23 protein-coding genes are annotated in these 26,865 nt (G+C 68.6%); 17 read left to right on the top strand and 6 right to left on the bottom strand.

Annotation, left to right across the window (positions count from 1 at the left end):
* The first annotated feature begins 527 nt into the window (after window positions 1-527).
* Both rpoB and ABZ823_RS04395 read left to right on the top strand, forming a co-directional pair.
* Window positions 528-4,013, top strand: a complete 3,486-nt coding sequence (gene rpoB, locus ABZ823_RS04400; RefSeq protein WP_361653498.1) for a DNA-directed RNA polymerase subunit beta — start codon at window positions 528-530, stop codon at window positions 4,011-4,013.
* A 93-nt stretch (window positions 4,014-4,106) separates the two neighbouring features.
* Complete coding sequence (locus tag ABZ823_RS04395) at window positions 4,107-8,006, top strand: DNA-directed RNA polymerase subunit beta' (RefSeq protein ID WP_361653496.1); 3,900 nt, start codon at window positions 4,107-4,109, stop codon at window positions 8,004-8,006.
* A 79-nt stretch (window positions 8,007-8,085) separates the two neighbouring features.
* Here ABZ823_RS04395 and ABZ823_RS04390 read toward each other — a convergent pair whose 3' ends face one another.
* The 6 genes from ABZ823_RS04390 to ABZ823_RS04365 all read right to left on the bottom strand — a co-directional run bounded on the left by ABZ823_RS04390 (window position 8,086) and on the right by ABZ823_RS04365 (window position 15,926).
* The gene (locus ABZ823_RS04390; RefSeq protein WP_361653494.1) at window positions 8,086-9,405 is read right to left on the bottom strand and encodes a M48 family metalloprotease; all 1,320 of its coding nucleotides are present in this window, start codon (window positions 9,403-9,405) and stop codon (window positions 8,086-8,088) included.
* A gap of 51 nt (window positions 9,406-9,456) precedes the next feature.
* Complete coding sequence (locus ABZ823_RS04385; RefSeq protein WP_361653492.1) at window positions 9,457-10,005, bottom strand: Pycsar system effector family protein; 549 nt, start codon at window positions 10,003-10,005, stop codon at window positions 9,457-9,459.
* Complete coding sequence (locus tag ABZ823_RS04380; protein ID WP_361653490.1) at window positions 10,002-11,858, bottom strand: hypothetical protein; 1,857 nt, start codon at window positions 11,856-11,858, stop codon at window positions 10,002-10,004. Before ABZ823_RS04380 ends, ABZ823_RS04385 begins: the two co-directional genes overlap by 4 nt.
* Before the next feature lie 77 nt (window positions 11,859-11,935).
* Complete coding sequence (locus ABZ823_RS04375; RefSeq protein ID WP_361653488.1) at window positions 11,936-14,152, bottom strand: hypothetical protein; 2,217 nt, start codon at window positions 14,150-14,152, stop codon at window positions 11,936-11,938.
* The gene (locus ABZ823_RS04370) at window positions 14,149-15,021 is read right to left on the bottom strand and encodes a hypothetical protein (RefSeq protein WP_361653486.1); all 873 of its coding nucleotides are present in this window, start codon (window positions 15,019-15,021) and stop codon (window positions 14,149-14,151) included. The genes ABZ823_RS04375 and ABZ823_RS04370 overlap by 4 nt, the downstream gene beginning before the upstream one ends.
* Window positions 15,022-15,191: 170 nt before the next feature.
* Window positions 15,192-15,926 carry a Crp/Fnr family transcriptional regulator gene (locus tag ABZ823_RS04365; RefSeq protein WP_361653484.1) on the bottom strand — a complete coding sequence of 245 codons (735 nt, stop codon included), beginning with the start codon at window positions 15,924-15,926 and terminating at the stop codon, window positions 15,192-15,194.
* Between the two features lie 449 nt (window positions 15,927-16,375).
* On the opposite strand from ABZ823_RS04365, the gene rpsL reads away from it, so the two are divergent.
* The 15 genes from rpsL (at window position 16,376) to rpsQ (ending at window position 26,843) form a co-directional block, all read left to right on the top strand.
* Window positions 16,376-16,747 carry a 30S ribosomal protein S12 gene (gene rpsL / locus ABZ823_RS04360; RefSeq protein WP_003948652.1) on the top strand — a complete coding sequence of 124 codons (372 nt, stop codon included), beginning with the start codon at window positions 16,376-16,378 and terminating at the stop codon, window positions 16,745-16,747.
* Between the two features lie 2 nt (window positions 16,748-16,749).
* Window positions 16,750-17,220 carry a 30S ribosomal protein S7 gene (gene rpsG / locus ABZ823_RS04355; protein ID WP_009330725.1) on the top strand — a complete coding sequence of 157 codons (471 nt, stop codon included), beginning with the start codon at window positions 16,750-16,752 and terminating at the stop codon, window positions 17,218-17,220.
* A gap of 39 nt (window positions 17,221-17,259) precedes the next feature.
* Window positions 17,260-19,386, top strand: coding sequence for an elongation factor G (fusA, locus tag ABZ823_RS04350; protein ID WP_361653482.1), 2,127 nt, complete (start codon window positions 17,260-17,262; stop codon window positions 19,384-19,386).
* 142 nt (window positions 19,387-19,528) lie between these two features.
* Window positions 19,529-20,722: an elongation factor Tu gene (tuf, locus tag ABZ823_RS04345; protein ID WP_234513447.1), complete on the top strand. Its 1,194-nt coding sequence runs from the start codon at window positions 19,529-19,531 to the stop codon at window positions 20,720-20,722.
* 754 nt (window positions 20,723-21,476) lie between these two features.
* The gene (rpsJ, locus tag ABZ823_RS04340) at window positions 21,477-21,785 is read left to right on the top strand and encodes a 30S ribosomal protein S10 (RefSeq protein ID WP_003948644.1); all 309 of its coding nucleotides are present in this window, start codon (window positions 21,477-21,479) and stop codon (window positions 21,783-21,785) included.
* Window positions 21,786-21,801: 16 nt separating this feature from the next.
* Window positions 21,802-22,446 (top strand): 50S ribosomal protein L3, encoded by a 645-nt coding sequence (rplC, locus tag ABZ823_RS04335; protein WP_361653479.1) that lies wholly within the window; start codon window positions 21,802-21,804, stop codon window positions 22,444-22,446.
* 8 nt (window positions 22,447-22,454) lie between these two features.
* Window positions 22,455-23,108: a 50S ribosomal protein L4 gene (gene rplD, locus ABZ823_RS04330; protein WP_234513443.1), complete on the top strand. Its 654-nt coding sequence runs from the start codon at window positions 22,455-22,457 to the stop codon at window positions 23,106-23,108.
* Window positions 23,108-23,527, top strand: a complete 420-nt coding sequence (gene rplW / locus ABZ823_RS04325) for a 50S ribosomal protein L23 (protein WP_234513441.1) — start codon at window positions 23,108-23,110, stop codon at window positions 23,525-23,527. The genes rplD and rplW overlap by 1 nt, the downstream gene beginning before the upstream one ends.
* Window positions 23,528-23,567: 40 nt before the next feature.
* A complete protein-coding gene (rplB, locus tag ABZ823_RS04320) occupies window positions 23,568-24,404 on the top strand; it encodes a 50S ribosomal protein L2 (protein WP_361653477.1) in 837 nt (278 codons plus the stop codon).
* Window positions 24,405-24,416: 12 nt separating this feature from the next.
* The gene (gene rpsS, locus ABZ823_RS04315) at window positions 24,417-24,698 is read left to right on the top strand and encodes a 30S ribosomal protein S19 (protein ID WP_108954814.1); all 282 of its coding nucleotides are present in this window, start codon (window positions 24,417-24,419) and stop codon (window positions 24,696-24,698) included.
* Between the two features lie 40 nt (window positions 24,699-24,738).
* Window positions 24,739-25,086, top strand: a complete 348-nt coding sequence (rplV, locus tag ABZ823_RS04310; RefSeq protein ID WP_361653683.1) for a 50S ribosomal protein L22 — start codon at window positions 24,739-24,741, stop codon at window positions 25,084-25,086.
* Window positions 25,086-25,907, top strand: coding sequence for a 30S ribosomal protein S3 (gene rpsC, locus ABZ823_RS04305; RefSeq protein ID WP_066995710.1), 822 nt, complete (start codon window positions 25,086-25,088; stop codon window positions 25,905-25,907). The genes rplV and rpsC overlap by 1 nt, the downstream gene beginning before the upstream one ends.
* 5 nt (window positions 25,908-25,912) lie before the next feature.
* Window positions 25,913-26,332 carry a 50S ribosomal protein L16 gene (gene rplP, locus ABZ823_RS04300; protein WP_046418010.1) on the top strand — a complete coding sequence of 140 codons (420 nt, stop codon included), beginning with the start codon at window positions 25,913-25,915 and terminating at the stop codon, window positions 26,330-26,332.
* Complete coding sequence (gene rpmC / locus ABZ823_RS04295; protein ID WP_018564811.1) at window positions 26,332-26,556, top strand: 50S ribosomal protein L29; 225 nt, start codon at window positions 26,332-26,334, stop codon at window positions 26,554-26,556. The genes rplP and rpmC overlap by 1 nt, the downstream gene beginning before the upstream one ends.
* Window positions 26,556-26,843, top strand: a complete 288-nt coding sequence (rpsQ, locus tag ABZ823_RS04290) for a 30S ribosomal protein S17 (protein WP_361653474.1) — start codon at window positions 26,556-26,558, stop codon at window positions 26,841-26,843. The genes rpmC and rpsQ overlap by 1 nt, the downstream gene beginning before the upstream one ends.
* Window positions 26,844-26,865 lie beyond the last annotated feature (22 nt).

The raw sequence follows: 26,865 nt of genomic DNA, 5'->3' as shown, positions 1-26,865 counted from the left end.
GCGATCATCCATCCGGGTGGTCGCTCTTCGGCGTTCAGGGGGGTCCGGTGGCGGCTGCCTTGCGCCCGTCGCCGCGGGGAGTATGGTGATCTTCGTCGTGCCTCCCGAGGGTCCCGGTGACAGTTGCAAGTGACGATGGCAGCACCCGGTTCGGCCATGGGGGGCCTTGACGAACTGCACGCAGCGCGCAATTCTCAGGACGCGTCGTCACAACGATCCGGATCCGAGGCATGGATCGACGACGAAGAGGGCAGTATCGATGTGCATCGAGGGCGTGGCTTGCCGCAGGTGTTGAGGGACAACGAGGGCCTCCGTGGTGAGCCCGCAAACCCGCACTGGACATCAGTGTGCCAAGTGGCTACACTGACCCTTTGCGCTGCCTGTTAGCTGTCTCCTGCCCGTCACCAGGAGCATGCCCTCGCTTGAGCACCGACGATAAAGAGTCTCTGACCTGAGGCTTTCCATCTCTGTGCCCGGTGGGAACCGGTACGCGCGTAGTGAGTCCGAGCCCTCGGAAGGACCCCCTCTTGGCCGCCTCGCGCACTGCCTCGACCGCGAATACGAACAACGGCGCCAGCACCGCCCCGCTGCGCATCTCCTTTGCAAAGATCAAGGAGCCCCTCGAGGTTCCGAACCTTCTCGCGCTGCAAACCGAGAGCTTCGACTGGCTGCTCGGCAACGACGCGTGGAAGGCTCGCGTCGAGGAGGCTCTCGAGAACGGTCAGGACGTTCCCACCAAGTCCGGCCTCGAGGAGATCTTCGAGGAGATCTCCCCGATCGAGGACTTCTCGGGGTCGATGTCGCTGACCTTCCGCGACCACCGCTTCGAGCCGCCGAAGAACTCCATCGACGAGTGCAAGGAGCGCGACTTCACCTACGCCGCGCCCCTCTTCGTGACGGCCGAGTTCACGAACAACGAGACCGGCGAGATCAAGTCCCAGACCGTCTTCATGGGCGACTTCCCGCTCATGACGAACAAGGGCACCTTCGTCATCAACGGCACCGAGCGTGTCGTCGTGTCGCAGCTGGTCCGTTCGCCGGGTGTCTACTTCGACTCCACCATCGACAAGACGTCCGACAAGGACATCTTCTCCGCCAAGATCATCCCGTCCCGGGGTGCCTGGCTCGAGATGGAGATCGACAAGCGCGACATGGTCGGTGTACGCATCGACCGCAAGCGCAAGCAGTCCGTGACCGTCCTCCTGAAGGCGCTCGGCTGGACGACCGAGCGGATCCTCGAGGAGTTCGGCGACTACGAGTCCATGCGCGCCACCCTGGAGAAGGACCACACCCAGGGCCAGGACGACGCGCTGCTCGACATCTACCGCAAGCTGCGTCCGGGCGAGCCCCCCACCCGTGAGGCCGCGCAGACTCTCCTGGAGAACCTGTACTTCAACCCGAAGCGCTACGACCTCGCCAAGGTCGGCCGCTACAAGGTCAACAAGAAGCTGGGTACGGACACCCCGCTGGACGCGGGCATCCTGACCGTCGAGGACATCATCGCGACGATCAAGTACCTGGTGAAGCTGCACGCGGGCGAGACCGAGACGGTCGGCGAAACCGGCCAGAAGGTCGTCGTCGAGACCGACGACATCGACCACTTCGGCAACCGCCGCCTGCGCAGCGTCGGCGAGCTCATCCAGAACCAGGTCCGCACGGGTCTGGCGCGTATGGAGCGCGTCGTGCGTGAGCGCATGACCACCCAGGACGTCGAGGCGATCACGCCGCAGACCCTGATCAACATCCGGCCGGTCGTCGCCTCCATCAAGGAGTTCTTCGGCACCAGCCAGCTGTCCCAGTTCATGGACCAGAACAACCCGCTGTCCGGGCTGACGCACAAGCGTCGTCTGTCCGCGCTCGGCCCGGGTGGTCTCTCCCGTGAGCGGGCCGGCTTCGAGGTGCGTGACGTTCACCCGTCGCACTACGGCCGTATGTGCCCGATCGAGACGCCGGAAGGCCCGAACATCGGTCTGATCGGCTCGCTGGCCTCCTACGGCCGGGTCAACGCGTTCGGTTTCGTCGAGACGCCGTACCGCAAGGTCGTCGAGGGCCAGGTCACCGACGAGGTCGACTACCTGACCGCCGACGAGGAGGACCGCTTCGTCATCGCGCAGGCCAACGCCACGCTCAACGAGGACATGCGGTTCGCGGAGGCCCGCGTCCTGGTCCGCCGCCGTGGCGGCGAGGTCGACTACGTCGCCGGTGACGACGTGGACTACATGGACGTCTCGCCGCGCCAGATGGTGTCGGTCGCGACCGCCATGATCCCGTTCCTCGAGCACGACGACGCCAACCGTGCCCTCATGGGCGCGAACATGATGCGCCAGGCCGTTCCGCTGATCCAGTCGGAGGCCCCGCTCGTCGGCACCGGCATGGAGTACCGCTCCGCCGTCGACGCCGGCGACGTCGTCAAGGCCGAGAAGGCCGGTGTGGTCCAGGAGATCTCCGCGGACTACATCACCACCGCCAACGACGACGGCACGTACATCACGTACCGCCTGGCCAAGTTCGCCCGCTCCAACCAGGGCACCTCGGTCAACCAGAAGGTCGTCGTCAACGAGGGCGACCGCGTCATCGAGGGCCAGGTCCTCGCCGACGGTCCCGCCACGCAGAACGGCGAGATGGCGCTCGGCAAGAACCTGCTCGTGGCGTTCATGCCGTGGGAGGGTCACAACTACGAGGACGCGATCATCCTGTCGCAGCGCCTCGTGCAGGACGACGTCCTCTCCTCGATCCACATCGAGGAGCACGAGGTCGACGCCCGTGACACCAAGCTCGGCCCCGAGGAGATCACCCGGGACATCCCGAACGTCTCCGAGGAGGTCCTCGCCGACCTCGACGAGCGCGGCATCATCCGTATCGGTGCCGAGGTCATCGCCGGTGACATCCTCGTCGGCAAGGTCACCCCGAAGGGTGAGACCGAGCTGACCCCCGAGGAGCGTCTGCTGCGCGCGATCTTCGGTGAGAAGGCCCGTGAGGTCCGTGACACCTCGCTGAAGGTGCCGCACGGCGAGACCGGCAAGGTCATCGGTGTGCGCGTCTTCGACCGCGAGGAGGGCGACGAGCTGCCGCCGGGCGTGAACCAGCTGGTCCGCGTCTACGTCGCGCAGAAGCGCAAGATCACCGACGGTGACAAGCTCGCCGGCCGTCACGGCAACAAGGGTGTCATCTCCAAGATCCTGCCGATCGAGGACATGCCGTTCCTGGAGGACGGCACCCCGGTCGACATCATCCTCAACCCGCTGGGTGTGCCGTCCCGAATGAACCCGGGACAGGTCCTGGAGATCCACCTCGGCTGGCTCGCCAGCCGCGGCTGGGACGTCTCCGGCCTCGCGGAGGAGTGGGCGCAGCGCCTCCAGGCCATCGGCGCCGACCAGGTCGACCCGGGCACCAACGTCGCCACCCCGGTCTTCGACGGTGCGCGCGAGGACGAGCTGGCGGGTCTGCTCCAGCACACCATCCCGAACCGCGACGGCGAGCGCATGGTGCTCCCGACCGGTAAGGCGCGGCTGTTCGACGGCCGCTCCGGTGAGCCGTTCCCGGACCCGATCTCGGTCGGCTACATGTACATCCTGAAGCTGCACCACCTGGTCGACGACAAGCTGCACGCCCGCTCGACCGGTCCGTACTCGATGATCACCCAGCAGCCGCTGGGTGGTAAGGCCCAGTTCGGTGGCCAGCGGTTCGGCGAGATGGAGGTGTGGGCACTCGAGGCCTACGGTGCCGCCTACGCCCTCCAGGAGCTGCTGACCATCAAGTCCGACGACGTCACCGGCCGCGTGAAGGTCTACGAGGCCATCGTCAAGGGCGAGAACATCCCTGAGCCCGGCATCCCCGAGTCCTTCAAGGTGCTCATCAAGGAGATGCAGTCCCTGTGCCTGAACGTGGAGGTGCTGTCCAGCGACGGTATGTCCATCGAGATGCGTGACACCGACGAGGACGTCTTCCGCGCTGCGGAGGAGCTCGGCATCGACCTGTCCCGGCGTGAGCCGAGCAGCGTCGAAGAGGTCTGACGGGAGTCCGGCGGGTCTGATCCCCAGGCCCGCCGACCCCCAGGCCCCCGTACAGACCGAAAGACTTACGACCCTGAGAGGGATTGACGCATAGTGCTCGACGTCAACTTCTTCGACGAGCTCCGGATCGGCCTGGCCACCGCTGACGACATCCGTCAGTGGAGCCACGGCGAGGTCAAGAAGCCCGAGACCATCAACTACCGCACCCTCAAGCCCGAGAAGGACGGACTCTTCTGCGAGAAGATCTTCGGCCCCACCCGGGACTGGGAGTGCTACTGCGGCAAGTACAAGCGCGTCCGCTTCAAGGGCATCATCTGTGAGCGCTGTGGCGTGGAGGTCACGCGCGCCAAGGTGCGCCGCGAGCGGATGGGCCACATCGAACTGGCCGCTCCCGTCACGCACATCTGGTACTTCAAGGGCGTTCCGTCGCGGCTGGGCTACCTGCTCGACCTCGCCCCGAAGGACCTGGAGAAGGTCATCTACTTCGCGGCGTACATGATCACGTACGTCGACGAGGAGCGCCGTACGCGTGACCTGCCCTCCCTGGAGGCGCATGTCTCCGTCGAGCGGCAGCAGATCGAGAACCGTCGCGACGCCGACCTGGAGGCCCGCGCCAAGAAGCTCGAGGCCGACCTGGCCGAGCTCGAGGCCGAGGGCGCCAAGGCCGATGTGCGCCGCAAGGTGCGCGAGGGTGCCGAGCGTGAGATGAAGCAGCTGCGCGACCGCGCGCAGCGCGAGATCGACCGCCTCGACGAGGTGTGGACCCGGTTCAAGAACCTCAAGGTCCAGGACCTCGAGGGCGACGAGCTGCTCTACCGCGAGCTGCGTGACCGCTTCGGCACGTACTTCGACGGTTCGATGGGTGCCGCGGCGCTGCAGAAGCGCCTGGAGTCCTTCGACCTCGAGGAGGAGGCCGAGCGTCTCCGCGAGATCATCCGCACCGGCAAGGGCCAGAAGAAGACCCGTGCGCTGAAGCGGCTGAAGGTCGTGTCCGCCTTCCTGCAGACCTCCAACAGCCCCAGGGGCATGGTCCTCGACTGCGTGCCGGTCATCCCGCCGGACCTGCGTCCGATGGTGCAGCTGGACGGTGGCCGCTTCGCGACCTCCGACCTGAACGACCTGTACCGCCGTGTGATCAACCGCAACAACCGTCTGAAGAGGCTCCTGGACCTCGGTGCCCCGGAGATCATCGTCAACAACGAGAAGCGCATGCTTCAGGAGGCTGTTGACGCCCTCTTCGACAACGGCCGTCGCGGCCGCCCGGTGACCGGTCCCGGCAACCGCCCGCTGAAGTCCCTCAGCGACATGCTGAAGGGCAAGCAGGGTCGCTTCCGTCAGAACCTGCTCGGCAAGCGTGTCGACTACTCGGCGCGTTCCGTGATCGTCGTCGGTCCGCAGCTGAAGCTGCACCAGTGCGGTCTGCCGAAGGCGATGGCGCTGGAGCTCTTCAAGCCGTTCGTGATGAAGCGCCTGGTCGACCTGAACCACGCGCAGAACATCAAGTCGGCCAAGCGCATGGTCGAGCGCGGCCGCACGGTCGTGTACGACGTGCTGGAAGAGGTCATCGCGGAGCACCCGGTTCTGCTGAACCGTGCTCCCACCCTGCACCGCCTCGGCATCCAGGCCTTCGAGCCGCAGCTGGTCGAGGGCAAGGCCATCCAGATCCACCCGCTCGTCTGCACCGCGTTCAACGCGGACTTCGACGGTGACCAGATGGCCGTGCACCTGCCGCTGTCCGCGGAGGCGCAGGCCGAGGCCCGCATCCTGATGCTGTCCTCGAACAACATCCTCAAGCCGGCCGACGGCCGCCCGGTCACGATGCCGACCCAGGACATGGTCCTCGGTCTGTTCTTCCTGACCACGGACGGCGAGATGCGGAACGTGAAGGGCGAGGACCGCTCCTTCGCGTCCGTGGCCGAGGCGATCATGGCGTTCGACGCCGGCGAGCTCTCCCTCCAGTCGCGCGTGGACATCCGCTTCCCGGTGGGCACCATCCCGCCGCGCGGCTGGACCCCGCCGGCCCAGGAGGAGGGCGAGCCGGAGTGGCAGCAGGGTGACAGCTTCCGTCTGAGGACCACGCTGGGCCGTGCGCTCTTCAACGAGCTGCTGCCCGAGGACTACCCGTTCGTCGACTACGAGGTCGGCAAGAAGCAGCTCTCCGAGATCGTCAACGACCTCGCCGAGCGCTACCCGAAGGTCATCGTGGCGGCGACGCTCGACAACCTGAAGGCGGCCGGCTTCTACTGGGCCACCCGTTCCGGCGTCACCGTCGCCATCTCCGACGTCGTCGTTCCCGAGGCGAAGAAGGAGATCGTCAAGGGCTACGAGGCGCAGGACGAGAAGGTCCAGAAGCAGTACGAGCGCGGTCTGATCACCAAGGACGAGCGCACGCAGGAGCTCATCGCGATCTGGACCAAGGCGACCAACGAGGTCGCCGAGGCGATGAACGACAACTTCCCGAAGACCAACCCGATCTTCATGATGGTGAACTCGGGTGCACGAGGCAACATGATGCAGATGCGTCAGATTGCCGGTATGCGTGGTCTGGTGTCGAACGCGAAGAACGAGACGATCCCGCGGCCCATCAAGGCGTCGTTCCGTGAGGGTCTGTCCGTGCTGGAGTACTTCATCTCCACGCACGGTGCCCGTAAGGGTCTGGCGGACACCGCTCTGCGTACCGCCGACTCGGGTTACCTCACCCGTCGTCTGGTCGACGTCTCCCAGGACGTCATCATCCGCGAGGAGGACTGCGGCACCGAGCGTGGCCTCAAGCTCCGCATCGCGGACCGCGGCGCGGACGGTGTGCTGCGCAAGGCGGAGAACGTCGAGACGTCCGTGTACGCGCGCTGCCTCGCCGAGGACATCGTCGTCGACGGGCAGGTGCTGGCCCCGGCCGGCACCGACCTGGGTGACGTCCTCATCGAGGAGCTCGTCGGCCGCGGCGTCGAGGAGGTCAAGACCCGCTCGGTCCTGACCTGCGAGTCCGCCGTCGGTACCTGCGCCATGTGCTACGGCCGTTCGCTCGCCACCGGCAAGCTGGTCGACATCGGTGAGGCGGTCGGCATCATCGCCGCCCAGTCCATCGGTGAGCCCGGTACCCAGCTGACGATGCGTACCTTCCACACCGGTGGTGTGGCCGGTGACGACATCACCCAGGGTCTGCCGCGTGTCGTCGAGCTCTTCGAGGCCCGTACCCCGAAGGGTGTCGCCCCGATCTCCGAGGCCTCCGGCCGCGTGCGGATCGAGGAGACCGAGAAGACCAAGAAGATCGTCATCACGCCGGACGACGGCAGCGACGAGACGGCCTACCCGATCTCGAAGCGCGCCCGACTCCTGGTCAGCGAGGGCGAGCACGTCGAGGTGGGCCAGAAGCTCACCGTGGGTGCCACCAACCCGCACGACGTGCTGCGCATCCTGGGCCAGCGTGCCGTCCAGGTCCACCTGGTCGGTGAGGTCCAGAAGGTGTACAACTCGCAGGGTGTGTCGATCCACGACAAGCACATCGAGATCATCATCCGGCAGATGCTCCGCCGCGTGACGATCATCGAGTCCGGCGACGCCGAGCTGCTGCCCGGCGAGCTGGTCGAGCGCTCGAAGTTCGAGCAGGAGAACCGTCGTGTGGTCCAGGAGGGCGGTCACCCGGCCTCCGGTCGTCCGCAGCTCATGGGTATCACCAAGGCCTCGCTGGCGACCGAGTCCTGGCTGTCGGCGGCGTCCTTCCAGGAGACGACCAGGGTCCTCACGGACGCGGCGATCAACGCCAAGTCCGACTCCCTGATCGGCCTCAAGGAGAACGTCATCATCGGTAAGCTCATCCCGGCCGGTACGGGCCTGTCCCGCTACCGCAACATCCGGGTCGAGCCGACCGAGGAGGCCAAGGCCGCGATGTACTCGGCCGTCGGCTACGACGACATCGACTACTCGCCGTTCGGCGCGGGCTCCGGCCAGGCCGTGCCGCTGGAGGACTACGACTACGGTCCGTACAACCAGTAAGCGAGCAGCCTGAACCGAGGGGCGGTCACCTTGCCGGTGACCGCCCTTCGGCGTGTCCGGGGGCCGGCCCGCCGGGGGCTCAGCGCTGCGGTTGGAGGTACGGCTGGAGGTGGTGCAGCCGGGTGTGGTGGTCCGGGTGCGAGGAGAGCAGCTTCGCGAGGGCGCCCTCCTCCACGGGGCCGCCCCCGTTGCGGGCGGTCAGCTCGGCCTCCTTGCGCTGGTCCTGCTGGTGCAGCTTGTCCAGCACGGCGGCCAGCATCGGGGCGAAGCCGAGGGCGGCCGCGTGTTCGTCGGCGCGCAGCTCGGCACGGCGTCCGACCGCGGCCAGCGCGTAAGGCACTCCCAGGAGCAGCAGCGGCAGTCCGTACAGCGTGCTGATCGTCGCCAGCGCGATGCCACCCATGAACAGCCACACGAAGGCGACCCCGAAGCAGCCGAACGCCCTCGACACCTTGAAGACGAAGCCGGAGAACCCCTTGAGGAGACGCCAGGCCATCCGGCCGGGCAGCGCGTACCAGTAGCCGAGCAGCGAGGACCAGGCGTGGCCGCCGACGTGGTGACCCAGTTCGTGCGCCAGAACGGCGGCCAGCTCGCCGTTGGGCAGCTGGTTCATGGCGAAGCGGGTGACGCCGACGATATGGCCGGCCGCTGCGACCGCGTTCAGGCTCTCGCTGTCCTCCACCCACAGCTCGTAGGCGCGGCCCTCGATACCGGCGCGGGCCGTGACCATGCGCCACACGGGTTCGAGTTTGGCTCGTTCTTGCGGAGTGGGGTAGCGCAGGCGTAGCAGATGGCGCGCGAGGGCGCTTTCGGTGGGGCGGTGGAACACCAGTGCGCCGCTGGCGAGCCAGGCGAGGATCACCAGGAACGCGAACTCGCCGAAGAAGGCGGAGACCAGGGCGACCACGAAGAGGCTGCACAGGAAGTTCGGCAGGTGGAGCAGGAGGTTGCCGACGGCGGTGGCGTCGGTGCGGCGCTGGTCCTTCGACAGGTGCACACGACCGTGGTCGGTGCTGATGTGGTGCGGGTGCGCAGGGTCGTCGGGGGAGAGGGCCGGGGCCGACTGGGGGTGCGGGGGCGTCGGCCCGGCCTGGAGGTAGGGGGAAGTCGGATCGGCCTGGGGATACGCGGGAGGCGGAGCCGCTTGCGGATAGGGGGGCGTCGGAGCGGCGTGCGGATAGGGCGGCGGTGGGGTCGTCTGAGGGTACGGGGGTGGGGTCGGGTCCGGGGTGGACGGTGCGTACGGGGGCACGGCTGCCGTCCGGGGGTACTGCGGGGCGGGGTCCGTGTGCGGGTACGCCGGAGGCTGCTCGGGGTACTGCGGCGCTGTCGGCTGCTGGACGGCAGGCCGGGCCGGTGAGCCGGGATACTCCGGCGGGATCGGTCGGGGTTGGGACATGGTCGTTCATTCCTTCACTTGCTGGTGCGGGGACAGCTGCGATGCGGCGGGTCAGCCGATCAACAGGGACGCGGGCAGCAGGACCGTGCCGGCGCCGAACGCGAACAGGCCCGCCCGGATCCACTGGTGCTTGCGCGCGGCGATCCGGCTCGTCTCGGTGAGCGCCCTGGTCAGGCCGGCCGTGGGAAGGCGCTCGGTGTCGGCGAGCGCGCTCTCCAAGTTCCCCTGCCGGGCGGCCTGTTGGATGTCGCCGAAGTACGACAGGGGCTCGCCGGGCGCCCAGGTCCCGGAGCGGTAGCGGGGAAGTACGGCGAGCAGCAGGGCGAACAGCGAGAGGACGAGGCAGAGGGCCCCGGTCCACCACAGCACGGCGCCCGGTCCGGAGAGCGCGGCCGGGGTCCACTTCCGCCCGGCGAGCAGACCGCTGAAGACACCGGCGGTCATGCCGAGGGCGGCGACCAGGACCGACGCCTTGCTGTCGGCGCGGGCGATCTCGGCCCGCAGCTCCGTGAGGAGCCGCTCACCGAGCCGGGGGAGTGCGGCGGGGTCGGCGCCGGGGGTGACGGTCGGCGGGGCGGGCCCGGGGCCGGGGGAGGTCATGTGCCGTCCTTCTCGGTTCCGTTCCCGGTTCCGCCGGACCGCGTCGACGGGCCCGCTCCGGCGGTGTCATCGCGGTTCTCGGTGTTCTGGGGATCCTCGGGGGTGCCCGCGACCGTGGCCTCGGCCGGGTCCGCCGGGTCCGCCGGGTCCGACGGGGCCGGCCGGTCGGGCATGGTGGGTGTGGTGCCGTATCCGGGCGGGGGCTGCCAGGCCGGGGCCTGCGGACCGTACGCGCCGGGATGCGGACCCTGCGGTGCGCCACCGGCTCCGTAGGGTGCGCCCGTTGGCCAGGGCTGCGGCGAGCCCGGGGCCGGTGGTGTGAACGGCGCGGCGCCCGAGAACTGTGGGGGGACTGGCGCGGCCGCCGGGGCCGGTGGTGTGAACGGCGCGGTGCGCGGGACCGGTGGTAAGAACGGCGCGATGCCCGGAACCGGCGGCGTGAACGGCGCGGCGGTCGGCATCGGAGGTGGGAACTCGGACCCGCTCGGGGACGGTGCCGGGCCCGCCCCCGCCCGGGGGTCGGGGGACCAGGGCGAGGCGTCCGGTCCCGCTGCCGGGGCCGGTGGGACATCGCCCGGCGCGGCGCCGTCCCGCGAGGCCGAGGCCGCATCCGGGTCGTCACCCGCGACCGAAGCGGCCGCCGAAGCCGCCGCCGCGGCAGCCGCCGTCCACGCCCCCGCCGACGGCTCGGGCGCCCCCGGATAGGCCGGTCCCGCTCCTTCGGGCAGCGGGGGCGGGCTCTGGGGCACGCCGGGGAGCCGCTGGGTGAGGATGTCGTTGACCGTGCGCAGGGCGAGCTGCTTGGGCCCCTCCAGCTCGTAGCCTTCCGCCGCGTCGCCGCTCAGCAGCTGTCGTACCAGCTCCATCTGCGCCTGGATCATGCGGAGTTGGTCCTCGCGCATGCTGGACATGACGAGCCGCGAGTCCTCCGGGTGCTGGGCGAGGTGCAGCGCCCAGGCGTGTACGCCGCCCTGCTGGAGGTGCCACTGGTAGAAGGCGATCTTCTGGGCCTCGATCTGCTGGAGTTCCAGCTGCTGTTGCCCCTGCTGAAGAGCGAGCTGGTGCTGCTGTCCGCTGTGCAGCAGCGCCTGCTCGTACTGCCACCGCTGCTGCTGGAGCATCAGTTCCTGCTGCCGCGTGCCGTATGCCATCGCCCGTTCGATCTGGAGGGCGTCCTGCTGCCGTTGACGGCGGTCCGCCTCGGCGTCGACGTCCATGCCCCGCTGGGTCGCGCGGACCTGCTCGGCGGCGGAGTGGTCGATGGCCTGCAACCGCTGCTGGTGCTCGATGTTGGCCTTGTCGCGCTTGATGCGCAGGGTCCAGGTGACCTGGAGTCCCGCGGGCGCCCCGAGCGGCCCCAGCACGGTGACCGCCTCCAGCAGCTCCCGCTCGGCCGCCGCGCTGTCGGTGATGGCGAAGCGGCGGGTCACCGGCCGGGCGGCCTGCTGGAGTTCGCCGAGGATCAGTCCCGGCACGTCCCGGTGTCCGCTCGCCACGAACCGGGCGGGGTCCAGGACCTGCCAGGAGAGGTCGACCTCGGCCGTGAACTCGAAGGCGTCGTTGTCGCTGGGCAGCGTGAGCTCGGCCGTCCACGGATGGACGCCCATGTCCACCTCGTACACGGCGGTGTACCGGTTCGCGGCGACTTCGGCGCGGGTCGGGCGCCGCGGCGGCAGATACGCCTCGTAGGAGCCCTTCGGGGTGGAGAAGACGAGTGCGTGGTCGATGCGGACCAGCTGTCTCAGATTGAACTCGAAGCGCGACAGCTGGCGCACGGTGAGCACCGGGTCGACCAGCTGTGTGTGCCGGTCCGCCGACTGCTGCCACTCGGGCTGGCGGTGGAAGGTGGGCATGGTGCGTGGCTCCTCGGGGCGTGCCGATGGACGTGCGGGGACGTGCGAACGGAAGTGCGACGGGTGTGCGTGCGGGCTCAGCGGGCGGGCAGCGTGGTGAGCAGACGGGCCGCGACCTGCGGCGGGGGGTCGCCGTCCTCCCCGGGCATGGTCCGCAGCAGATGGCTCAGCCGCTGGTGCTCGGCGGGTGTGGTGACGAGCGTGGGCAGCAGCGCGGCCACCGCCCACTCGACCGCCGTGGACCGGTCGGCGATCAGCACCCACTCGCGCAGCACGTCGAGCGCGTGCCGGGTGGTACGCGGATCGGCCAGCGCGGCACGCCACAGGTACGGGATGCCCTGCGCGGCCGGCCCGCTCTCGGCCGCCGCACGGGCGTACCAGCCGAGGACCAGCGGAGTGCCGTAGCGCTCGTCGTCGTTCTCGGTGCGTCTACAGGCGCCGACGAATCCGCCGAGCGTGAGGTCGTGCACGGCCCGGTCGTCGTCCAGGTGGGCGCGCAGCTGCGTGAGGACCGTCTCGCTCGCCGCCGACAGCAGCAGCAGCTCCACCGCGCCCGCGAGCTCCCGGGCCAGCTCGCCGTCGATGTCGTCGGGCCCGTCCGTGTACAGCCGTCGTGCGGCGCCGCGCAGTGCGGCCAGGGCCTGTTCCGGGCGCTCCGGGCCGATCAGCCCGTACGCCCGTACGGCCACCCACCGCAGCCGGGGGTCCCCGCCCTCGCACCAGGTGTCGAGGATGCGCGGGATGTTGGGCGTGTCGATGAGGTGGGCGAGCGTGAGGGCGTTGACGGCGACGAGCCGGTGCCGGAACAGCTTGGAGGTCCCCCATGGCTCGATGACCAGTGCCATCGCCGACGGCAGGTCGGTGCGGGCGAGGACGGCGACGGTGGAGGCGGCGCGGGTGCGCACCAGCGGGCGGCCGTCGTCGGCGAGGCGGCGCAGCCAGCGGATGAGGGCCGGGCGGGCGGACGGATGCCCGGTCCACACCTCCCGCAGCAGCACCAATGAGGCACGCTCGTCGCGGAACCTGGCCTTCTGCTGGGTGACCGGGCCCCATTCGGTGTGCTCGTCGTCCAAGTACCTCTCGGCGCGGGCCAGTTGGAGTCGCTTGCCGACGTGGGTGCCGAAGACGGGGACCTCGGGTACGCGGGCCGGGTTCTCGGTCTCCTGGAGGAAGCGGTAGAGCAGGTCGCTGAGTTCGGCGGTCAGCGCGTACGGGCCACCGTCGAAGGCGGCCAGCGCGACGAGGAAGGCCTTGTCCCGCAGATGGAGCGAGGTCTCGTCCTCCTCGAACCACTCCTGGACCTGGGTCTCCAGGGAAACCAGCGAGAACTGGGCGACCGTGTCCTCGGCGACCTCTCCGGCGGCGTACCGGCCGAGCAGCTGCGCGAAGGCGGCGGCCTCGCGCGGCTGGTGGCTGCGCTCCAGGAAGGCGGTCACCTGCGGCAGGCCGAGCAGTTTGGCGGCGGTCACCTCGTCGACGCGGGCGCGCAGATGGGCGGCGAGGACATCGGCGGCGGCCGGCGCGCGCCACTCCTCGGCGGTCACGTCGTCCAGGGCCGCGCCGGGGTCCAGGGTGAGGACCAGGTACGCGTCTCGTTCGGCGAGGCGGTCGCGGGCCGCCAGCAGATGGGTCCAGCGCAGCGGCTCGTCGCGGCGCGGGGCGAGGTCGCACAGGACGTGACCTCGGGCCTGGCGCTCACCGGTGATCCGGTCGGCCAGGCCGCTCGGACCGGTGTCGCGGACCAGGGTGCGCACAGGGGAGGCGCCGAGGCGGTGCAGCAGCATCAGCGCGGCGGTGCGCCGCCCGGTGAACCGGCCGCCGGACAGCACCAGGACGCGGTCGTCGCGCAGCCGGTCCAGCAGCCGGGACATGAGCGCCTCGTCGGCGACGAACCGGCTCGCCAGCTCTTCCAGAGTGGCCCCCGGAACCTCGCCGGAGGCGGAGGCGGCCGCGGTGGACCCGGGGACCGCGAGCTGGTAGATCTCCGTCTTGCTGCCCAGGAAGACATCTCCGGAGAAGTGGCCGCCGCTGATGCCGCCGTGCTGGTCGCCACCGAGCAGCCCGCCGCTGAAGCGGGCCCCGGCGCCGACGTTCATGGACCGCGGGCTGTGGTCGACCAGGTCGCGCCGGGCCGACCAGGCGTTCTGCGGCTGGTCGCGCTCCTCGGACTCCTGCTCGTCGCCATGCCCGGCGTCGTCTGCGGCGGAGCCGGGATCGCCCGGCGGCTGGTCCTTCGCCGCGGTCCCGGTGCCGGGTACCGGGTGCGGGGCCGCACCGGCCTCGGGTGTGCTCATGCGCGCTCGCCCCGCTCGCGGTGGCCGCCCTCGCCGAGGACGACGTCGCCGGAGAAGTGGCCGCCGCTGATGCCGCCGTACTGGTGACCGCCGATCAGGCCGCCGCTGAACGTGCCGCCCTGGATGTCGAGGACGGGGCCCGGCGCCGGGGCTCCCCCTGATCCGGCCGGCGCCGGGCGGTCCTCGGGGGCCCCGCCCCGCGGGGGCACCCCCGGCGCCGGGCGGTCCCCCGAACCGCCCGGCGCCTCCCCCGCCCCCGTGTCACCGTGGTCCTTCGGGCCGTCCGCGGCCGTGGCACCGGGCACCGGCCCGTGCAGCCACGCCTTCAGGGGGCCGTTCTTGCTCTCCACCGTCACCGGGTGGAAGTCGGCGGCCGGGATGCCGATGTGGTCGTGGCGCACGACCCCGGCGTACAGGGCGTCCGAGACGCACAGCGCGAAGTCGTCGTTCCGCTCGCGCAGCGCGTCGCGCAGCAGCCCGGCGTCCAGCAGCCGGCAGGCGCGGTTCAGATCGGAGCCGACCCAGCCGTCGCGTTCGTCGACCGCGACGAACCCGGTGGCGAGGACGCCGCGCAGCCGGATCTGCGCGGAGCGGGACGCCATGCGGTTCACCGTCCGCAAAAGCGCCGGGACGTCCGTGAGCAGGGCCCGCAGCAGCGCCGTGACCGGGGCGCCCGCGTCGATGAGCTCCATCACCGAGTCACCGCGGTCGGCCCGCAGCCGCCGGGTCTCGTCGATGCCGGCGGCTTCCAGCGTGCGGTCGGTGATGTCGTAGAGCATGCGGCGCAGATACGCCTGCTCCACGTCGTCCCGGTCGCTGAACCTCTCGATGTCCAGCAGCAGGATCGTGCGGCTCACGGGATCGGTCATGGTCGCCTCTCGAAGGGGGAAGCCGTGCAGGGCAGAAGACTGGCCGCGCGGATTCCCCGGTGGTGAGGGCGGATGACGCACTTGGAGTGTGACCGTGTGCACAGAGCGCTGGACGGGACGACGGAGGCCGGGGTGCCGGTGCCGCCGCCCTCCGGTGAGCGCGGCGGGGGTCAGTGGCCGCCCGGCGCGGGCCCCGTCGCCGCGATGCGACGCAGGAGGTCGGGACGGCGGATCAGCAGCGTGCGGCGGCCGGTGACGACGGCTTCCCTGTCGCGCAGTTCACGCAGCAGCCGCTGCACCATCTCCCGTGAGGCGCCCACCGAGCCGGCCAGCTCCTGCTTGCTCAGTGGCACGGACAGCTCGATGCCGTCGGCCGTGCGGCGGCCGTGGGTGCGGGCGAGGTCGAGCAGGAGGACGGCGAAACGCTCCCGCACAGTCATGGACGCGAACTCCAGCCGGCGCCGGTCCGCCGCGCGCGTGCGGTCCGCGGTCAGCCCCAGCAGGGCGAACGAGACGGCGGGGGAGCGGTTGAGGAAGTCCTTGAACCGCTCGTGCTCCACGGCCGTCGCCCGCACGGATTCCAGCGCGGTCACCGTCGCCGACCGCGGACGCCCGGTCAGCGCGGCCGACTCGCCCACGATGTCGCCGGGTCCGCGCAGCGCGAGCAGCGCCTCGTAGCCGTTGGCCGCCGAGGCGGTGACCTTCGTCCAGCCGTGCACGAGGAAGAGGACATGGGACGAGGGCTCGTGCTGGTGCACCAGCACCATGCGCGAGCCGAAGGTCAGCTCACGGCCCAGCGTCAGCAGCGCCGAGCGGTCCTCGGCCTCCAGGCGAGCCAGGAAGGGCACCCGGTCGTCCAGACCGCCGTCGTCCGGCGAGTACGCCGCCGTCGGTGTCGTCGTCATCCCATCCCCCGATCCCTTGCCCGCAGCGGACGGATCAACGTACTCAAAGCGCAAGACCGCGTGGCGAGGAAGAGCGCGATTCGGCCATGGATGTCCGAAGGACTTCGGGCGGCTTCCGACCTGCCGTGCGACAGGCCGCGCCGCTGTTCCCGGGGCCGGGAACAAGTGGGACGAAACCCAGGTGGGGAGGTGGAAAGCCCGGCGTGTCGCGGGGGAGTCCATTTGTTTTGACCGAAGTCCGTGCGGTAGGTACGCTCAGACCTTGTGCCTGGGGTGTGCCCTGGCTTTCGTGCGTGCCTTCAGACCGCACAGGAGTCGTGACCGGCCACCGTAATCTGCGCCCTTTCCGCCTCGCGGCGGGAGTTTGCGGGATTCGACACACCCGACCGCGTGGGTCGGCGACGTTCCAGGTTAGCTGTACCCATCGGCACACAGAAACCGGAGAAGTAGTGCCTACGATCCAGCAGCTGGTCCGCAAGGGCCGGCAGGACAAGGTCGAGAAGAACAAGACGCCCGCACTCGAGGGTTCCCCTCAGCGTCGTGGCGTCTGCACGCGTGTGTTCACGACCACCCCGAAGAAGCCGAACTCGGCCCTCCGCAAGGTCGCGCGTGTGCGTCTGACCAGCGGCATCGAGGTCACCGCTTACATTCCGGGTGAGGGACACAACCTGCAGGAGCACTCCATCGTGCTCGTGCGCGGCGGCCGTGTGAAGGACCTGCCGGGTGTTCGCTACAAGATCATCCGCGGCTCGCTCGACACCCAGGGTGTCAAGAACCGCAAGCAGGCTCGCAGCCGTTACGGCGCCAAGAAGGAGAAGTAAGAATGCCTCGTAAGGGCCCCGCCCCGAAGCGCCCGGTCATCATCGACCCGGTCTACGGTTCTCCTCTGGTGACCTCCCTGATCAACAAGGTGCTGCTGAACGGCAAGCGCTCGACTGCCGAGCGGATCGTTTACGGTGCCATGGAGGGCCTGCGTGACAAGACGGGCAACGACCCGGTCATCACGCTGAAGCGCGCTCTCGAGAACATCAAGCCGACCCTCGAGGTCAAGTCCCGCCGTGTCGGTGGCGCCACCTACCAGGTCCCGGTCGAGGTCAAGCCCGGCCGTGCCAACACCCTGGCGCTGCGCTGGCTGGTCGGTTACTCCCGCGCCCGTCGCGAGAAGACCATGACCGAGCGTCTCCTCAACGAGCTTCTCGACGCCTCCAACGGCCTCGGTGCGGCCGTGAAGAAGCGCGAGGACACCCACAAGATGGCCGAGTCCAACAAGGCCTTCGCGCACTACCGCTGGTAGTCGCTACCCACATCGAGACCGAGAGAAGACTGAAGCCTTATGGCTACCACTTCACTTGACCTGGCCAAGGTGCGCAACATCGGCATCATGGCCCACATCGACGCGGGCAAGACGACCACCACCGAGCGGATCCTGTTCTACACCGGTGTGTCTTACAAGATCGGTGAGGTCCACGACGGCGCTGCCACCATGGACTGGATGGAGCAGGAGCAGGAGCGTGGCATCACGATCACCTCTGCTGCCACTACCTGTCACTGGCCGCTGGAAGACGTCGACCACACCATCAACATCATCGACACCCCGGGCCACGTCGACTTCACCGTCGAGGTGGAGCGCTCGCTGCGCGTGCTCGACGGTGCCGTGACGGTGTTCGACGGCGTCGCCGGCGTTGAGCCGCAGTCCGAGACGGTGTGGCGTCAGGCGGACCGCTACGGCGTTCCGCGTATCTGCTTCGTCAACAAGCTCGACCGCACCGGTGCCGAGTTCCACCGCTGCGTCGACATGATCTCCGACCGCCTGGGTGCGCAGCCGCTGGTCATGCAGCTGCCGATCGGTGCCGAGGCGGACTTCAAGGGCGTCATCGACCTGGTGACGATGAAGGCCCTGGTCTGGTCGGCCGAGGCGACCAAGGGCGAGATGTACGACACCGTCGACATCCCGGCCACGCACACCGAGGCTGCCGAGGAGTGGCGCGGCAAGCTGCTCGAGGCCGTCGCGGAGAACGACGAGGAGCTGATGGAGCTGTACCTGGAGGGCGAGGAGCCCTCCGTGGAGCAGCTGTACGCGGCGATCCGTCGTATCACCATCGCCTCCGGCAAGGGCACCGGCACCACCGTCACCCCGGTGTTCTGCGGCACCGCGTTCAAGAACAAGGGTGTTCAGCCCCTGCTCGACGCGGTCGTGCGTTACCTCCCCTCCCCGCTCGACGTCGAGGCCATCGAGGGCCACGCCGTCAACAACCCGGAGGAGGTCGTCAAGCGCAAGCCGTCCGACGAGGAGCCCCTCTCCGCGCTGGCGTTCAAGATCATGAGCGACCCGCACCTCGGCAAGCTCACCTTCGTCCGGGTCTACTCGGGCCGCCTGGAGTCCGGCTCCTCGGTGCTGAACTCCGTCAAGGGCAAGAAGGAGCGCATCGGCAAGATCTACCGCATGCACGCCAACAAGCGTGAGGAGATCGAGTCGGTGGGCGCCGGCGACATCGTCGCCGTCATGGGTCTGAAGCAGACCACGACGGGCGAGACGCTGTGCGACGACAAGGCCCCGGTGATCCTGGAGTCCATGGACTTCCCGGCGCCGGTGATCCAGGTCGCCATCGAGCCCAAGTCGAAGGGCGACCAGGAGAAGCTGGGCATCGCGATCCAGCGCCTGGCCGAGGAGGACCCGTCGTTCCAGGTCCACTCGGACCAGGAGACCGGCCAGACCATCATCGGTGGCATGGGCGAGCTGCACCTCGAGGTGCTGGTCGACCGTATGCGCCGTGAGTTCAAGGTCGAGGCCAACGTCGGCAAGCCCCAGGTCGCGTACCGCGAGACGATCCGCAAGGCCGTCGAGCGTATCGACTACACGCACAAGAAGCAGACTGGTGGTACCGGCCAGTTCGCCAAGGTGCAGATCGGCATCGAGCCGCTCGAGGCCGGCGACACCTCGTACGAGTTCGTGAACAAGGTGACCGGTGGCCGTATCCCGAAGGAGTACATCCCTTCGGTCGACGCCGGTGCCCAGGAGGCCATGCAGTTCGGCATCCTCGCCGGTTACGAGATGACCGGCGTGCGTGTCATCCTGCTCGACGGTGGCTACCACGAGGTCGACTCCTCCGAGCTGGCGTTCAAGATCGCTGGTTCCCAGGCCTTCAAGGAGGCCGCCCGCAAGGCCAGCCCCGTGCTGCTCGAGCCGATGATGGCCGTAGAGGTCACCACGCCCGAGGACTACATGGGCGAGGTCATCGGTGACATCAACTCCCGCCGTGGCCAGATCCAGGCCATGGAGGAGCGTGCCGGCGCCCGTGTCGTGAAGGGCCTGGTTCCGCTGTCGGAGATGTTCGGCTACGTCGGCGACCTCCGCAGCAAGACGTCGGGTCGCGCGAGCTACTCGATGCAGTTCGACTCCTACGCCGAGGTTCCGCGGAACGTCGCCGAGGAGATCATCGCGAAGGCCAAGGGCGAGTAACGCACCCCGTTTACACGCTTTAGGCTTGACACCGACCGCCGGGGATTCTTCCCCGCGAAGAACCCCGGCGGGCGGCACCCCAGCAAAGATCACCTGGCGCCGATGAGTAAGGCGTACAGAACCACTCCACAGGAGGACCCCAGTGGCGAAGGCGAAGTTCGAGCGGACTAAGCCGCACGTCAACATCGGCACCATCGGTCACATCGACCACGGTAAGACGACCCTCACGGCCGCCATTACCAAGGTGCTGCACGACGCGTACCCGGACCTGAACGAGGCCACCCCGTTCGACAACATCGACAAGGCGCCCGAGGAGCGCCAGCGCGGTATCACCATCTCCATCGCGCACGTCGAGTACCAGACCGAGTCGCGTCACTACGCCCACGTCGACTGCCCGGGTCACGCGGACTACATCAAGAACATGATCACCGGTGCCGCCCAGATGGACGGCGCGATCCTGGTGGTCGCCGCGACCGACGGCCCGATGCCGCAGACCAAGGAGCACGTGCTCCTGGCCCGCCAGGTCGGCGTTCCGTACATCGTCGTCGCCCTGAACAAGGCCGACATGGTGGACGACGAGGAGATCCTGGAGCTCGTCGAGCTCGAGGTCCGTGAGCTCCTCACCGAGTACGAGTTCCCGGGCGACGACGTTCCGGTCGTCAAGGTCTCCGCTCTGAAGGCCCTCGAGGGCGAGAAGGAGTGGGTGGACTCCGTCCTCAACCTGATGGCCGCCGTCGACGAGTCGATCCCGCAGCCGGAGCGCGACGTCGACAAGCCGTTCCTGATGCCGATCGAGGACGTCTTCACGATCACCGGTCGTGGCACGGTCGTCACCGGTCGTATCGAGCGTGGTGTCCTGAAGGTCAACGAGACCGTCGACATCATCGGCATCAAGCCGGAGAAGACCTCCACCACGGTCACCGGCATCGAGATGTTCCGCAAGCTGCTCGACGAGGGCCAGGCCGGTGAGAACGTCGGTCTGCTGCTCCGCGGCATCAAGCGCGAGGACGTCGAGCGCGGCCAGGTCATCATCAAGCCGGGCTCGGTCACCCCGCACACCGAGTTCGAGGCGCAGGCCTACATCCTCTCCAAGGACGAGGGTGGCCGCCACACGCCGTTCTTCAACAACTACCGCCCGCAGTTCTACTTCCGTACGACGGACGTGACCGGCGTCGTGACCCTCCCCGAGGGCACCGAGATGGTCATGCCGGGTGACAACACCGAGATGAAGGTGGAGCTCATCCAGCCCGTCGCCATGGAAGAGGGCCTGAAGTTCGCCATCCGTGAGGGTGGCCGCACCGTGGGCGCCGGCCAGGTCACCAAGATCGTCAAGTAAGTCCGCTTGCTGTGACGGTCTGACCCTCCGGGTCAGCTGACCCGAAGAGGCCCGTACGACTCCGGTCGTACGGGCCTCTTCGCGCTGTCCGCCCGCGACGGCACTCGCGTGTCCGCGCGCGGTAGACGGACTGCAAGGACGCGCTGGGGCGGCTCCAGAGCGCCATCGGCCGGGCCGAGTGGACGGCCCCGCCGATACCGACGCCGACGTGAGCCTGCCGGGCCTGGAGGCCTCCCTGGCCGAGCCGGACGTCGCCTCGGACACCGCGTCCGGCGCTGCCGCCAGACGCCGGGTCAGGGTGGTCCACACGGGTCGTCCGGGCGTCGGATGGGTGCCCGGGTTTGACCCATGTCACTCCCGGGGTAATCTCTTCGGCCCGATTGGCCACGGCCCCGCCCCATGTGGCAGACTGTCCGAGTTGCTCGGTCGAGCGTTGATGCTGCGCGCCTCCCGCCGGGAGGACCGGAAGCGAGTCCCACAGTACTCGTCGTCCTAACTGCCTCATGGCAGCGCTGGGACGGACGTACGGGAATCTTCCGGGAAGCGTGAGCGCGACACCGGCCAGGCGCCCGGTGGGCTCCTCCGCCCTCGGTTCCACGGTGCGGACAGGGCCGTGCGCAATCCCCGGCAGGGATGTTCGAACAAGGGACATCCATGTCAGCGAGGATGCGACACGCCCGACCGCGTGGGTCGGAGAAGAGGGCTGGAACGCCGGGTTCCAGAGCGTGAGAAGAGACAGGACTACGAAGTAGCCATGGCGGGACAGAAGATCCGCATCCGGCTCAAGGCCTACGACCACGAGGTCATCGACTCCTCGGCGAAGAAGATCGTCGAGACGGTGACCCGCACTGGTGCGTCGGTCGCGGGCCCGGTGCCGCTGCCCACTGAGAAGAACGTGTACTGCGTCATCAAGTCGCCGCACAAGTACAAGGACTCGCGCGAGCACTTCGAGATGCGCACGCACAAGCGCCTGATCGACATCCTCGACCCGACCCCCAAGACCGTTGACTCTCTGATGCGACTCGACCTCCCGGCCGGTGTCGACATCGAGATCAAGCTCTGAGGCCGGTGATCTGAGAATGGCTAAGCAGATCAAGGGCATCCTGGGCGAGAAGCTCGGCATGACGCAGGTCTGGGACGAGAACAACCGCGTTGTTCCCGTGACCGTCCTCAAGGCCGGGCCGAATGTCGTGACCCAGGTTCGTACGAACGACGTCGACGGCTACGAGTCCGTCCAGATCGCCTTCGGCGAGATCGACCCGCGCAAGGTGAACAAGCCCCTCAAGGGCCACTTCGCCAAGGCGGACGTCACCCCGCGTCGCCACCTCGTCGAGATCCGCACGTCGGATGCCTCCGAGTACACCCTCGGCCAGGAGATCACCGCTGAGGTGTTCGAGGCCGGTGTGAAGGTCGACGTCACCGGCAAGAGCAAGGGCAAGGGCTTCGCCGGTGTCATGAAGCGTCACAACTTCAAGGGCCTCGGCGCCGGTCACGGCACCCAGCGCAAGCACCGCTCTCCCGGTTCGATCGGTGGCTGCGCCACCCCGGGCCGTGTGTTCAAGGGCCTCCGCATGGCGGGTCGCATGGGCAACGAGCGGGTCACCACCCAGAACCTGACCGTCCACGCCGTTGACGCGGAGAAGGGTCTGCTGCTCATCAAGGGCGCGGTTCCCGGTCCGAACGGCGGCCTCGTCCTGGTCCGCACCGCGGCCAAGGGGGCCTGAGGTAACCGATGAGCACTGTTGACATCCTTTCGCCGGCGGGCGAGAAGGCCGGTTCCGTCGAGCTCCCCGCGGAGATCTTCGGCGTTGAGAAGGTCAGCGTTCCGCTGATCCACCAGGTCGTCGTCGCGCAGCTGGCCGCTGCCCGCCAGGGCACGCACAAGACGAAGACGCGTGGCGAGGTCCGTGGTGGCGGCAAGAAGCCGTACCGCCAGAAGGGCACCGGTCGCGCCCGCCAGGGTTCGACCCGCGCGCCGCAGTTCGCCGGTGGTGGCGTCGTGCACGGTCCCGTGCCGCGCGACTACTCGCAGCGGACCCCGAAGAAGATGAAGGCCGCGGCCCTGCGCCACGCCCTCACCGACCGGGCCCGCAACAACCGCATCCACGTCGTGACCGACGTGGTCGAGTCGGACATCTCCACCAAGGCCGCCAAGGCTCTCCTCGGCAAGATCAGCGAGCGCAAGAACGTGCTCCTGGTCGTCGAGCGCGAGAACGAGAAGGCCCTGCTGTCCGCTCGCAACCTGCCCCAGGTCCACATCCTGGAGCCGGGCCAGCTGAACACGTACGACGTGATCGTCTCCGACGACGTGGTCTTCACCCAGGCCGCTTTCGAGTCCTTCGTGTCCGGCCCGAAGGCCAACGACACCGAAGGGAGCGAGGCCTGATGGCTATCCGTCACCCCGCCATTGCCTCGAAGGCCGCCAAGGCCGCCAAGGCCGCGCGCGTCGCCAAGGCGCGTCGCCACGCCGCCGAGGGCAAGAACACCGTCGTCACCCCGGCGAGCAAGGCGTACACGGACCCCCGTGACGTCCTGCTGAAGCCGGTCGTGTCGGAGAAGAGCTACGCGCTCCTCGACGAGAACAAGTACACGTTCATCGTTGCCCCGAGCGCCAACAAGACCCAGATCAAGGAGGCCGTCCAGGCGGTCTTCTCGGTCAAGGTCACCGGGGTCAACACGATCAACCGCCAGGGCAAGCGCAAGCGGACCCGCACGGGCTTCGGCCAGCGTGCCGCCACCAAGCGCGCGATCGTGACCCTCGCCGAGGGCGACCGTATCGACATCTTCGGCGGTCCGACCGCCTGAGGGCGGTCCGGATCGTCCGATATCGGACGAGGACTGAGAAATGGGAATCCGCAAGTACAAGCCGACTACGCCGGGCCGTCGTGGCGCCAGCGTCGCCGACTTCGTCGAGGTCACGCGGTCCACGCCGGAGAAGTCGCTGGTCCGTCCCCTGCACAGCAAGGGCGGCCGTAACAACGCCGGTCGTGTGACCGTTCGCCACCAGGGTGGCGGACACAAGCGCGCCTACCGCGTGATCGACTTCCGTCGTCACGACAAGGACGGCGTGCCGGCGAAGGTCGCGCACATCGAGTACGACCCCAACCGCACCGCGCGCATCGCGCTCCTGCACTACGCGGACGGCGAGAAGCGCTACATTCTCGCGCCGCGTGGCCTGAACCAGGGCGACCGCGTCGAGAACGGTCCCGGGGCCGACATCAAGCCGGGCAACAACCTTGCCCTGCGCAACATCCCGGTCGGTACGACCCTGCACGCCATCGAGCTGCGTCCGGGCGGCGGCGCCAAGTTCGCCCGCTCGGCCGGTGCCTCCGTGCAGTTGCTCGCGAAGGAGGGCGCCTACGCCCACCTGCGCATGCCGTCCGGTGAGATCCGCCTGGTCGACGTCCGCTGCCGCGCCACTGTTGGCGAGGTCGGCAACGCCGAGCAGTCGAACATCAACTGGGGCAAGGCCGGCCGCAAGCGCTGGCTGGGCGTCCGCCCCACCGTGCGTGGTGTGGTCATGAACCCTGTCGACCACCCGCACGGTGGTGGTGAGGGCCGTACCTCCGGTGGCCGCCACCCGGTGTCCCCGTGGGGTCAGAAGGAAGGCCGTACTCGTTCCGCCAAGAAGGCGAGCAACAAGTACATCGTCCGCCGCCGCAAGACGAACAAGAAGCGCTAAGGACGGGTTGAGATGCCTCGTAGCTTGAAGAAGGGACCCTTCGTCGACGACCACCTGATGAAGAAGGTGGACGTCCAGAACGAAGCCGGTACCAAGAACGTCATCAAGACCTGGTCCCGCCGCTCGATGATCGTCCCGGCCATGCTCGGCCACACGATCGCGGTGCACAACGGCAAGACCCACATCCCGGTGTTTGTCACCGAGTCGATGGTCGGCCACAAGCTCGGCGAGTTCTCGCCGACGCGCACCTTCCGGGGTCACGTCAAGGACGACCGGAAGTCGAAGCGCCGCTAACGCGGGGTGAATGACCATGACAGACACTGAAGGGACAACCATGGAAGCCAGGGCCCAGGCGCGGTACATCCGCGTCACGCCCATGAAGGCCCGCCGCGTGGTGGACCTCATCCGTGGCATGGCCGCCACGGAGGCTCAGGCGGTCCTGCGTTTCGCCCCGCAGGCCGCGAGCGTGCCGGTCGGCAAGGTGCTGGACAGCGCCATCGCCAACGCCGCGCACAACTACGACCACACCGATGTCGACAGCCTCTACGTCTCCGAGGCCTACGTCGACGAGGGCCCGACCCTGAAGCGGTTCCGTCCGCGTGCCCAGGGCCGTGCCTACCGGATCCGCAAGCGGACCAGCCACATCACCGTGGTCGTCAGCAGCAAGGAAGGAACCCGGTAATGGGCCAGAAGGTAAACCCGCATGGGTTCCGGCTCGGTATCACGACCGACTTCAAGTCGCGTTGGTACGCCGACAAGCTGTACAAGGACTACGTCAAGGAAGACGTCGCCATCCGTCGGATGATGACGTCCGGCATGGAGCGCGCCGGCATCTCGAAGGTTGAGATCGAGCGCACCCGTGACCGCGTCCGCGTGGACATCCACACCGCGCGTCCGGGCATCGTCATCGGCCGCCGTGGCGCCGAGGCCGACCGCATCCGCGGCGACCTCGAGAAGCTCACGGGCAAGCAGGTCCAGCTGAACATCCTCGAGGTCAAGAACCCCGAGACGGACGCTCAGCTGGTGGCCCAGGCCGTTGCCGAGCAGCTCTCCTCCCGCGTCTCCTTCCGCCGCGCCATGCGCAAGAGCATGCAGTCGGCGATGAAGGCGGGCGCCAAGGGCATCAAGATCCAGTGCGGTGGCCGCCTCGGCGGCGCCGAGATGTCCCGCTCGGAGTTCTACCGCGAGGGCCGTGTGCCCCTGCACACGCTCCGCGCGAACGTGGACTACGGCTTCTTCGAGGCCAAGACGACCTTCGGCCGCATCGGTGTGAAGGTCTGGATCTACAAGGGCGACGTCAAGAACATCGCCGAGGTCCGCGCCGAGAACGCTGCCGCCCGTGCGGGTAACCGCCCGGCCCGCGGTGGCGCCGACCGCCCGGCCCGTGGTGGCCGCGGTGGCGAGCGGCGCGGTCGCAAGCCGCAGCAGGCTGCCGGCGCCGAGGCCCCCAAGGCCGAGGCTCCCGCGTCCGCTCCGGCTGAGAGCACCGGAACGGAGGCCTGACCGACATGCTGATCCCCCGTAGGGTCAAGCACCGCAAGCAGCACCACCCGAAGCGCGATGGTATGTCCAAGGGTGGAACGCAGGTTGCGTTCGGCGAGTACGGCATCCAGGCGCTGACCCCGGCCTACGTGACGAACCGCCAGATCGAGGCGGCTCGTATCGCGATGACCCGTCACATCAAGCGTGGCGGCAAGGTCTGGATCAACATCTACCCGGACCGTCCGCTGACCAAGAAGCCCGCCGAGACCCGCATGGGTTCCGGTAAGGGTTCGCCGGAGTGGTGGATCGCGAACGTCAAGCCTGGTCGCGTGATGTTCGAGCTGTCCTACCCGAACGAGAAGATCGCCCGTGAGGCGCTGACCCGTGCGGCCCACAAGCTGCCGATGAAGTGCCGGATCGTCAAGCGCGAGGCAGGTGAAGCGTGATGTCGGCCGGTACCAAGGCGTCCGAGCTGCGCGAGCTGGGCAACGAGGAGCTTCTGGGCAAGCTCCGCGAGGCCAAGGAAGAGCTGTTCAACCTCCGCTTCCAGGCGGCGACGGGCCAGCTCGAGAACCACGGCCGTCTGAAGGCGGTCCGCAAGGACATCGCGCGGATCTACACCCTGATGCGCGAGCGTGAGCTGGGCATCGAAACGGTGGAGAACGCCTGATGAGCGAGAACAATGTGACTGCAGAGAACACTGAGGCGCGCGGCTTCCGCAAGACCCGTGAGGGTCTCGTCGTCGGCGACAAGATGGACAAGACCGTCGTCGTCGCCGTCGAGGACCGCGTCAAGCACGCGCTGTACGGCAAGGTCATCCGCCGTACGAACAAGCTCAAGGCGCACGACGAGCAGAACGCCGCGGGTGTCGGCGACCGTGTCCTCCTGATGGAGACCCGGCCGCTGTCCGCGACCAAGCGCTGGCGCGTCGTCGAGATCCTCGAGAAGGCCAAGTAATTCTCCTGCGAGGCACCCCTCG

Source organism: Streptomyces sp. NPDC047079 (assembly GCF_040643755.1).
Taxonomy (GTDB): domain Bacteria; phylum Actinomycetota; class Actinomycetes; order Streptomycetales; family Streptomycetaceae; genus Streptomyces.
Note: the sequence above shows the minus strand (reverse complement) of the source record. Positions and strands in the feature narration are given on the sequence as shown.

Coding starts and splice junctions, on each gene's coding strand:
- rpsJ (WP_003948644.1), top strand. CDS start 21,477: ATGGCGGGACAGAAGATCCGCATCCGGCTCAAGGCCTACGACCACGAG.
- rplP (WP_046418010.1), top strand. CDS start 25,913: ATGCTGATCCCCCGTAGGGTCAAGCACCGCAAGCAGCACCACCCGAAG.
- rplW (WP_234513441.1), top strand. CDS start 23,108: ATGGCTATCCGTCACCCCGCCATTGCCTCGAAGGCCGCCAAGGCCGCC.
- ABZ823_RS04370 (WP_361653486.1), bottom strand. CDS start 15,021: ATGACCGATCCCGTGAGCCGCACGATCCTGCTGCTGGACATCGAGAGG.
- ABZ823_RS04365 (WP_361653484.1), bottom strand. CDS start 15,926: ATGACGACGACACCGACGGCGGCGTACTCGCCGGACGACGGCGGTCTG.
- ABZ823_RS04385 (WP_361653492.1), bottom strand. CDS start 10,005: ATGACCTCCCCCGGCCCCGGGCCCGCCCCGCCGACCGTCACCCCCGGC.
- ABZ823_RS04390 (WP_361653494.1), bottom strand. CDS start 9,405: ATGTCCCAACCCCGACCGATCCCGCCGGAGTATCCCGGCTCACCGGCC.
- rpsQ (WP_361653474.1), top strand. CDS start 26,556: ATGAGCGAGAACAATGTGACTGCAGAGAACACTGAGGCGCGCGGCTTC.
- ABZ823_RS04375 (WP_361653488.1), bottom strand. CDS start 14,152: ATGAGCACACCCGAGGCCGGTGCGGCCCCGCACCCGGTACCCGGCACC.
- ABZ823_RS04380 (WP_361653490.1), bottom strand. CDS start 11,858: ATGCCCACCTTCCACCGCCAGCCCGAGTGGCAGCAGTCGGCGGACCGG.
- rpmC (WP_018564811.1), top strand. CDS start 26,332: ATGTCGGCCGGTACCAAGGCGTCCGAGCTGCGCGAGCTGGGCAACGAG.
- rpsC (WP_066995710.1), top strand. CDS start 25,086: ATGGGCCAGAAGGTAAACCCGCATGGGTTCCGGCTCGGTATCACGACC.
- fusA (WP_361653482.1), top strand. CDS start 17,260: ATGGCTACCACTTCACTTGACCTGGCCAAGGTGCGCAACATCGGCATC.
- rplD (WP_234513443.1), top strand. CDS start 22,455: ATGAGCACTGTTGACATCCTTTCGCCGGCGGGCGAGAAGGCCGGTTCC.
- rpsG (WP_009330725.1), top strand. CDS start 16,750: ATGCCTCGTAAGGGCCCCGCCCCGAAGCGCCCGGTCATCATCGACCCG.
- rpsS (WP_108954814.1), top strand. CDS start 24,417: ATGCCTCGTAGCTTGAAGAAGGGACCCTTCGTCGACGACCACCTGATG.
- rplV (WP_361653683.1), top strand. CDS start 24,739: ATGGAAGCCAGGGCCCAGGCGCGGTACATCCGCGTCACGCCCATGAAG.
- rplB (WP_361653477.1), top strand. CDS start 23,568: ATGGGAATCCGCAAGTACAAGCCGACTACGCCGGGCCGTCGTGGCGCC.
- rplC (WP_361653479.1), top strand. CDS start 21,802: ATGGCTAAGCAGATCAAGGGCATCCTGGGCGAGAAGCTCGGCATGACG.